This is a genomic window from Actinomadura sp., from assembly GCF_044508335.1.
Classification (GTDB): domain Bacteria; phylum Actinomycetota; class Actinomycetes; order Streptosporangiales; family Streptosporangiaceae; genus Spirillospora.
In genome coordinates, this window is sequence record NZ_JBIQHY010000006.1 from 35126 (window position 1) to 42871 (window position 7746).

At 74.1% G+C, this 7746-nt stretch carries 9 protein-coding genes; 6 read left to right on the forward strand and 3 right to left on the reverse strand.

Features of this window, described 5'->3' with window-relative positions; all coding sequences use genetic code 11:
• Positions 1–92 precede the first annotated feature (92 nt).
• Together ACIWVC_RS04020 and ACIWVC_RS04025 are read left to right on the forward strand one after the other, a co-directional pair.
• The gene (locus ACIWVC_RS04020) at positions 93–392 is read left to right on the forward strand and encodes a hypothetical protein (protein ID WP_396453804.1); all 300 of its coding nucleotides are present in this window, start codon (positions 93–95) and stop codon (positions 390–392) included.
• 10 nt (positions 393–402) lie between these two features.
• Positions 403–1005 carry a GNAT family N-acetyltransferase gene (locus ACIWVC_RS04025; RefSeq protein WP_396453805.1) on the forward strand — a complete coding sequence of 201 codons (603 nt, stop codon included), beginning with the start codon at positions 403–405 and terminating at the stop codon, positions 1003–1005.
• Here the strand turns inward: ACIWVC_RS04025 and metF are convergent.
• Positions 942–1877, reverse strand: a complete 936-nt coding sequence (gene metF, locus ACIWVC_RS04030) for a methylenetetrahydrofolate reductase [NAD(P)H] (RefSeq protein WP_396448009.1) — start codon at positions 1875–1877, stop codon at positions 942–944. The genes ACIWVC_RS04025 and metF overlap by 64 nt on opposite strands.
• Before the next feature lie 159 nt (positions 1878–2036).
• On the opposite strand from metF, the gene ACIWVC_RS04035 reads away from it, so the two are divergent.
• From ACIWVC_RS04035 to ACIWVC_RS04050, 4 genes are all read left to right on the forward strand, one after another.
• Complete coding sequence (locus ACIWVC_RS04035; protein ID WP_396448008.1) at positions 2037–3089, forward strand: polyprenyl synthetase family protein; 1053 nt, start codon at positions 2037–2039, stop codon at positions 3087–3089.
• Between the two features lie 94 nt (positions 3090–3183).
• The gene (locus ACIWVC_RS04040) at positions 3184–3348 is read left to right on the forward strand and encodes a hypothetical protein (protein ID WP_396453806.1); all 165 of its coding nucleotides are present in this window, start codon (positions 3184–3186) and stop codon (positions 3346–3348) included.
• Entirely contained in the window at positions 3348–5489 is a 2142-nt protein-coding gene (locus tag ACIWVC_RS04045; protein ID WP_396453807.1) for a beta-glucosidase, read from the forward strand. The genes ACIWVC_RS04040 and ACIWVC_RS04045 overlap by 1 nt, the downstream gene beginning before the upstream one ends.
• Positions 5490–5581: 92 nt before the next feature.
• A complete protein-coding gene (locus ACIWVC_RS04050; protein ID WP_396453808.1) occupies positions 5582–6685 on the forward strand; it encodes a serine/threonine-protein kinase in 1104 nt (367 codons plus the stop codon).
• Positions 6686–6721: 36 nt separating this feature from the next.
• On the opposite strand, the gene ACIWVC_RS04055 is transcribed toward ACIWVC_RS04050, so the two are convergent.
• Both ACIWVC_RS04055 and thiE read right to left on the reverse strand, forming a co-directional pair.
• Positions 6722–6883, reverse strand: coding sequence for a hypothetical protein (locus ACIWVC_RS04055; RefSeq protein WP_396448004.1), 162 nt, complete (start codon positions 6881–6883; stop codon positions 6722–6724).
• Between the two features lie 79 nt (positions 6884–6962).
• A complete protein-coding gene (gene thiE, locus ACIWVC_RS04060; RefSeq protein WP_396448003.1) occupies positions 6963–7631 on the reverse strand; it encodes a thiamine phosphate synthase in 669 nt (222 codons plus the stop codon).
• Positions 7632–7746 lie beyond the last annotated feature (115 nt).

Genomic DNA, 7746 nt, shown 5'->3' on the forward strand with positions numbered 1-7746 from the left:
TCCACGTCGCCTGATCCACGTCGCCTGATCCACGTCGCCTGAGAGCCTGCGAGGTCGCCATGGCCGCTCCACCGCCTCCCGGGAGCCTGCCCGTGCCGCTGACCGGCGCCGCGGCGGCCGCGCTGCCGCCGGCCGAGCGGCCCAATCCGGAGTACCAGCGGCTGTACCAGGCGTACGCGGACGCCTACGGCGGGATCGACCGGCTCCGGGAGGCCCTCGACGCGCCGGCGAAGACCCTGCGCGGGACGGACGCGTGGCTGGGCCCGGAGGCGCGCGAGTGGGGCGGGCGGCTCGACGCCAACCGCGCGGCGCTGAAGAAGGCCGCCGACCGCATCCTCTGGGACATCTACGATCGGCTCTCCGCGACGCAGCGGACCGTCCCCCGGGTCTAGGCTCTGTCCGGTGAGGGACCCGAAACTCCGCGAGATCGACCGACGCGCCTTCCTACGCAGGCTCGATCCGATGCTGGAGGTGTACGCCGCGGCGATGGAGCCGCCGCACGAGCAGCTCCCCGGCCGGCACACGATCATGGAGCGGCACGCCTCGTATCCGGGGTTCCGCGCGTTCACGGTCGAGCGGCGCGGGGCGCTGCCCGGGCTGCCGGGACCGCTCCACGGGTTCGCCTACGGGTTCCACGGGACGCGCGGCCAGTGGTGGCACGACGTCGTCCACCAGGCGCTGTCCGACCTTGAGGGGTCCGAGCACGCCGAGGCGTGGCTGGACGACGCGTTCGAGGTCGCCGAGCTGCACGTCCATCCGCGGGCCCAGGGCAGGGGCCTCGGCCGGGGCCTGCTCAACGCGCTGTGCGAGGGCAGGCCGGAGCGGACGGTCGTGCTGTCGACGCTGGACCGGACGCCGGACACCCCGGCCCGCAACCTCTACCGCTCGGTCGGCATGGTGGACCTGCTGACCGACTTCGAGTTCCCGGGCGGCGGGCCGCGCTACGCGGTCATGGGCGGGACGCTGCCCCTGGCGCCGTACTCGCCGGCGCCGAGGAGCGAGTAGACCTCGCGAGTCGCCGTCGACTTGTTGAACGTGATGAAGTGGATGCCGGGCGCGTCCTGGTCGAGCAGCTCGCGGCACAGCTCGGCGGCGTGCTCGACGCCGAGCCGCCGCACCGCCTCCGGGTCGTCGGCGACGGCGTCGAACCGGGCCCTGACCTCCGGCGGGAACGGCGCGCCGGACAGCTGCTCGGACCGCTCGATCGTGCTCATCCGGGTCACCGGCATGATGCCCGGCAGGATCGGCACGTCGCAGCCGGCGGCGGAGACGCGGTCGCGGAGCCGGAAGTAGTCCTCGGCGCGGAAGAACATCTGGGTGATCGCGTAGTCGGCGCCGGCCCGGCACTTCTCGACGAAGTACCGGACGTCGCTCTCGACGTCGGGCGAGCGCGGGTGCTTGTAGGGGAACGCGGCCACGCCGACGCAGAAGTCGCCGTAGGAGCGGATCATCCGGACCAGCTCGGCGGCGTACTCGACGCCGTCCGGGTGCTTGACCCACTCCCCCATCGGGTCGCCGGGCGGGTCGCCGCGCAGCGCGAGCACGTTGCGGACGCCGGCCGCGGCGAACCGCCCGATCAGGTTGCGCAGCTCCGCCTGCGAGTGGTTCACGGCGGTGAAGTGCGCGACCGGGGTGAGCGTGGTGTCGGTGGTGATGCGCTCGACGATGTCGACGGTCTTGTCGCGGGTGCCGCCGCCGGCGCCGTAGGTCACCGACACGAACGTCGGGTGCAGCGGCTCCAGCTCGCGGATGGCGCGCCACAGGTTCCGCGCGCCCTGGTCGGTCTTGGGCGGCATGAACTCGAACGAGAAGGACCGGCCTCCGGAGGCCAGCAGCTCTCGGACGGTCGGGGGCCGGTCGGGGCGTGCGCGTCGCATTCCCCAAGCCTACAGAAGACCCGGGGAGGGGCCCGGGACCGCCGATATGCGTGATGCTCGCCACACCTCACGGGCGTTATGTCCCTGTTTCCGAAGGTTCAGTGACTTCTCACGTTCTGGCAGCAGGGTTGAATTCCCCCAGGTGGATACGATCTCGACATGTCGACCACCCGCATCCGCAAGGAGGTCGACGAGGCCCTCCTCGGGTTCGTCGACCGGCAGCGCCCCGCGCTGCTGACCATCAGCGACGACCTCGGGCCGCTGCTGTCCGCCCTCGACGCCCTGATGAGCGGCGGCAAGCGGCTGCGCCCGGCGTTCTGCTACTGGGGGTGGCGCGCCGCGGGCGGCGAGGACGGCCCCGGCATCGTGGCGGCCGCCGCGTCCCTGGAGCTGCTCCAGGCGAGCGCGCTGGTCCACGACGACGTGATGGACTCCAGCGACACCCGCCGCGGCCAGCCGTCCGCGCACCGCCGGTTCGAGGCCCTGCACCGCGCGCAGGCGTGGCCGGGCGACGCGGAGGCGTTCGGCGGCGGCGCCGCCATCCTGCTCGGCGACCTGTGCCTGGCCTGGTCGAGCGAGATGTTCGAGACCTGCGGGCTGGACGCCGAGCGCCGCAGCCGCGGCCGGGCCGTCTACGACCTGATGCGCACCGAGGTCATGTGCGGCCAGTACCTCGACATGCTGGAGGGCACCCGCGGCCGGGCGACCGTCGCGACGGCGCTGCGCGTGGTCGAGTACAAGAGCGCCAAGTACACGATCGAGCGCCCGCTGCACCTCGGCGCCGCGCTGGCCGGCGCCCGCCCGGACGTGACCGCCGCCCTCACCGGCTACGGGCTGCCGCTCGGCATCGCCTTCCAGCTCCGCGACGACGTGCTCGGCGTGTTCGGCGACCCGGCCGCGACCGGCAAGCCGGCCGGGGACGACCTCCGCGAGGGCAAGCGGACCGTGCTGATCGCGCTGACCCTGGAGCGCGCCTCCGCCGCGCAGGCCGCCGCGGTGCGGCGCCGGCTCGGCGACCCGGCCCTCGACCGCCCCGGCGTGGACGAGCTGCGCACGATCATCGAGGAGACCGGCGGGCTCGCCGCCTGCGAGGCCATGATCGAGCGGTACCAGCGGGAGGCGGAGAGGACCCTGGACTCGGCCCCCATCGACGACGAGTCCCGGCACGCGCTCCGGGAACTCGCGGTGGCCGCCACCACCCGCACCATGTGAGCACCCGCGCCACGTAAGTACCCAATGACACAATCCGGCCAAATTTTCCCGGTGCACTAGAACTTTCCCACTGATTGGTGGCACAAATGTCGCCATGTGCGCCGATACCCCGGGGACCCGCGTCCCGCGCCTCGACCCGCCGCCCGAGGACCGGTGGGACGACACGCCGAGGGCGGTGGCCGCCGCCACGGGGCCGCTGAACGTCTTCACCACGCTCGCCCGGCACCCCGAGCTGTTCCAGAGCGAGGGGGAGCAGTGATGCGGACGGGACGGTGGCTCCCGGCGGCGGGGGCGCTCACGGCGGTGCTGGCGCTGGCGGCGGTCCCGGCGCCGCAGGACGCGCGGGCGGCGGCGGGACGCTGCGGCGACCCCGCGCAGCGGCCCTGGTGCGACGCCTCCCTCACGCCCGACCGGCGGACGGCGCTGCTGCTGCCGCGGATGACCGACGACGAGAAGATCTCGCTGCTGGCGTCCGACGACCCGTTCGGCGGCCCGCTCGGCGGCTTCTTCGAGGACGCGCACGCCGACACCGCCCACGGCGTCGAGCGGCTCGGCATCCCGCCCCTGTACATGTCCGACGGGCCGGCCGGCGTGCGGCAGGGCAAGGCGACCGCGCTGCCCGCCCCGATCGCGCTCGCGGCGGGCTTCGACCGGGACGCCGCGCGGCTGTACGGCCGGACGGTCGCGTGGGAGGCCAGGCACCGCGGCAACGACCTGGTCTTCGGCCCGACCGTCGACGTCCTGCGCACGCCGCGCAACGGCCGGACGTTCGAGGGCTTCGGCGAGGACCCCTACCTGTCGGCGACGCTCGGCGCGCCGTGGATCCAGGGCGCGCAGGAGCAGGGCGTGATGACGTCGGTCAAGCACATGGCCGTCTACACGCAGGAGCAGGACCGGCTGTCGCTGGGCATGGACGTCGACCCGCGCACGCTGCGGGAGATCTACCTGCCGCCGTTCGAGGCCGCCGTCAAGGAGGGCGGCACGGCGACCGTCATGTGCGGGTTCGGCAAGCTGAACGGCCGGTGGGCGTGCCAGGACGGCGCCGTGCTCAACGGGATCCTGCGGTCGGAGTGGGGCTTCGAGGGGTTCGTGCCGTCCGACCACACCGCCGCTCAGGACACCGTGGGCGCCGCCAACGGCGGGCTCGACATGGAGCTGCCGATCGGCATGAAGTACAACGCGTTCATGCTGAAGCTGGCCGTCGCGCAGAAGAAGGTCGCGCAGGCGACCATCGACGGGCACGTCCGCAACATCCTGCGGACGATGTTCGAGTTCGGGGTGTTCGACCGGCAGGCGTACCCGAACGACCTGTCCCGCATCGACCGGACGGCGAGCGAGACCGCCGCGCGGCGGATCGAGGAGGCGGGGATCACGCTGCTGAAGAACGACGGCGCCCTGCCGCTGCGGGCGCCGGCGTCGATCGCGCTGATCGGGCGGGCCGCGCGGGAGAGCCCGGGCGGGTTCGGCTCGGCCAAGGTCGTGCCGTTCACGTCCGTCAGCGCGCAGGACGGCATCGCGCGGCGCGCCGGATCCGGCACCAGGATCACCTACAGCAGCGGCGACGACCGCGCCGCGGCCGCGAACGCGGCGCGGAGCGCCGACGTCGCGATCGTGTTCGCCACCGACAGCCAGGGCGAGTTCTTCGACAAGTCGTGCCTGACGCTCCAGTGCGGCGAGCCGCTCCGCGGCGACCAGGACGGGCTGATCTCCGAGGTCGCCGCGGCCAACCCCAACACGATCGTCGTGCTGAACACGGGCGGACCGGTGCTGACGCCGTGGGCCGGCCAGGTGAAGGGGATCGTGGAGGCGTGGTACCCGGGCCAGGAGGCGGGCAACGCCCTGGCGCGCGTCCTGTACGGCGACGTGGACCCCGGCGGGCGGCTGCCGGTGACGTTCCCCGTGGAGGAGAACGACGCGCCCGCGTCCGGCGACCCCGCGCAGTACCCCGGCGTCGACAAGACCGTCACGTTCTCCGAGGGCGTCATGGTCGGTTACCGGCACTACGACGCGAAGGGCATCGAGCCGCGGTTCCCGTTCGGGCACGGGCTGTCCTACACGACGTTCCGCTACAGCGGCCTCAAGGCGAGCGCCAAGGCGGTGCAGGTGACCGTCACCAACACGGGCGACCGCACCGGCGTCGCCGTCCCGCAGCTCTACATCGGGATGCCGTCGCCGGGCGCGGACGTGCCGCAGCCGCCGAAGCAGCTCAAGGGCTACGCCAAGGTCACGCTGGCGCCGGGCCGGAGCACCACGGTGACGTTCCCGCTGTCCTCGCGGTCGTTCGCCTACTGGAACGACGAGGCGAAGGCGTGGAAGGTCGCGGACGGCTGCTACCGGGTCATGGTCGGCTCCTCATCCCGACAGATAGCCCAAACAGGAACATTGGGCACATGCAGCTGAAAACAAAGATCTCGGTTCCCCTGCCGTGCTCAGCCGTCACGCGGTACAAATAAGGAAATCTTCGTCCGTCCCCGCCGAGTCGGAGTTATCCAGTGCCGCACGACACCTCCCGCGGGAGGACGACCCCCTATCCCCCGCGCTCCGCCGGCGCCCGGTCCGGGCGTCCCGCGCACCCGGGGCACTCCGGCCGCTCCGGCAAGGGCGCCGGCAAGCCCGCGGGCAAGGCCCGGCCGGGGCAGGGGCGGCAGAACGGCGCGTCCCGCTCCGCGCACGGGCGCGACCGGCGGCACGGGGCGCCGCTCGGCCCCGACGACCCGCGAGGCCTCGGCGGCTACACGCTGCTCGGCCGGCTCGGCGAGGGCGGCCAGGGCGTCGTGTACCTCGGCCGCGACGGCGACGGCGAGCTGGTCACCGTGAAGCTGCTGCGCGGCGGCGCGACGGCCGGGCAGCGGGCGCGCAGCCGCTTCGTGAAGGAGGCGGACGCGGCGCTGCGGGTGTCCGGGCGGCACACCGCGCGCGTCCTGGACGCCGACATGACCGGCGACCGCCCCTACATCGTCAGCGAGTTCGTCGAGGGCCCGTCGCTGCAGGACGTCGTCGCCGACCGCGGCCCGCTGCCCGCCCCGCAGCTGCGCAAGGTCGCGCTGCGCACGGCGGCGGCGCTCGCCGCGATCCACCGCGCCGGGATCGTGCACCGCGACTTCAAGCCCGGGAACGTGCTGCTCGGCCCGGACGGCGCCAAGGTCATCGACTTCGGCGTCGCCCGCACCGCGGACGCGACCCCGCTGACCACCGGCCCGGTCGGCACGCCCGCCTACATGGCGCCCGAGCAGATCGAGGACGAGCCGGTCGGGCCGCCCGCCGACGTCTTCGCCTGGGGCGCGGCCATGGTGTACGCCGCGACCGGCCGCCCCCCGTTCGGCACCGGGCCGGGCGCGGCGGTCATGCGGCGCGTCACCTCCCGGCGGCCGGACCTCGGCGACATGCACGGCCCGCTGCGCGACCTCGCGGCCCGCTGCCTGGACAAGAACCCGGCCGCGCGGCCCACCGCGCCGCAGCTCGTCCGGGCGCTGCGGGAGGGCCAGGCCCCCGCGCCGAAGCCGCGCCCGACCCGGATACCGCGCTACCGGTGGCGGATGATGGTCGCGCTCGGCGCCGTCGTCGCCGCCGGGTTCGTGCTCGGCATGCTCTTCTGAGGGTCCGCCGGTCCCGAGGGACGGCGGCGGCGCGTCCTACCAGTGCGGCGGGCGGTCCTCCAGCAGGCGGGCGTCATCGTCGCCGCCGCCGCGCCACTCGCCCCAGCCCGTGTCGGTGTCGTCGGACGTCTGGTCGGGCAGGATCTCCAGGTCGTCGTCGAGGTCGACGATGCGGTCGTCGTCGGGTGCCACGCTCATGATCCCCATTGTGGGTGATCGTCCGCGCGGTCCGCACCGTGATCCGGGTCAAACCGCGACGACGCCCGCCCCCGCCGGGTCAGCCCGCCAGCCGCCGCGCGAACTCCGCGGCCGCGGCGCCGGGGTCGTCCGCCTCGGTGATGGCGCGCACCACGACGACGCGGGTCGCGCCCGCCGCCCGCACCTGCGCGAGGTTCTCCAGGTCGATGCCGCCGATCGCGAACCACGGCCGCGCCGCGTTCAGCGAGGACACGTACTCCAGCAGCTTCGGGCCGGGCGCGGGGCGGCCGGGCTTGGTCGGCGTGGGCCACACGGGGCCCGCGCAGAAGTAGTCGGCGCCCGGCTCGGCGGCCGCCGCCGACGCCTGCTCGCCCGAGTGCGTGGACCGGCCGATCAGCATGTCGCCGCCGACGATCTCGCGCGCCGCGGGCACCGGCAGGTCGCCCTGGCCGAGGTGCAGGACGTCGGCGCGGACGGCGTGCGCCACGTCCGCCCGGTCGTTGACGGCGAGCAGCGCGCCGTGCCGCTCGCACGCCGCCCGGAAGATCTCCAGGTAGGTCATCTCGTCCCGGGCCTCCAGCCCCTTCTGGCGGAGCTGGACGATGTCGACGCCGTTCGCGAGGACGGCGTCGAGGAACTCGGGCAGGTCTCCCTGCCGCTCCCGCGCGTCGGTGCAGAGGTAGAGGCGGGCTCGGCTGAGCCGGGCGCGCAGCGCGACGGCGCGTTCGGAGGGGAGATGCCTGGACACGGCCGGGGAACGTCCTTTCACGGGGTCATGCGGGATCGCGGGGGCGCGCGGCGGAGGGTCCCGGCGCGCGCCCCCGCGATCGTGTCACGTGCTCTGTCTCAGATGTGCCTGTCTC

Coding starts and splice junctions, on each gene's coding strand:
- metF (WP_396448009.1), bottom strand. CDS start 1,877: ATGCGACGCGCACGCCCCGACCGGCCCCCGACCGTCCGAGAGCTGCTG.
- ACIWVC_RS04035 (WP_396448008.1), top strand. CDS start 2,037: ATGTCGACCACCCGCATCCGCAAGGAGGTCGACGAGGCCCTCCTCGGG.
- ACIWVC_RS04040 (WP_396453806.1), top strand. CDS start 3,184: ATGTGCGCCGATACCCCGGGGACCCGCGTCCCGCGCCTCGACCCGCCG.
- ACIWVC_RS04045 (WP_396453807.1), top strand. CDS start 3,348: ATGCGGACGGGACGGTGGCTCCCGGCGGCGGGGGCGCTCACGGCGGTG.
- ACIWVC_RS04055 (WP_396448004.1), bottom strand. CDS start 6,883: ATGAGCGTGGCACCCGACGACGACCGCATCGTCGACCTCGACGACGAC.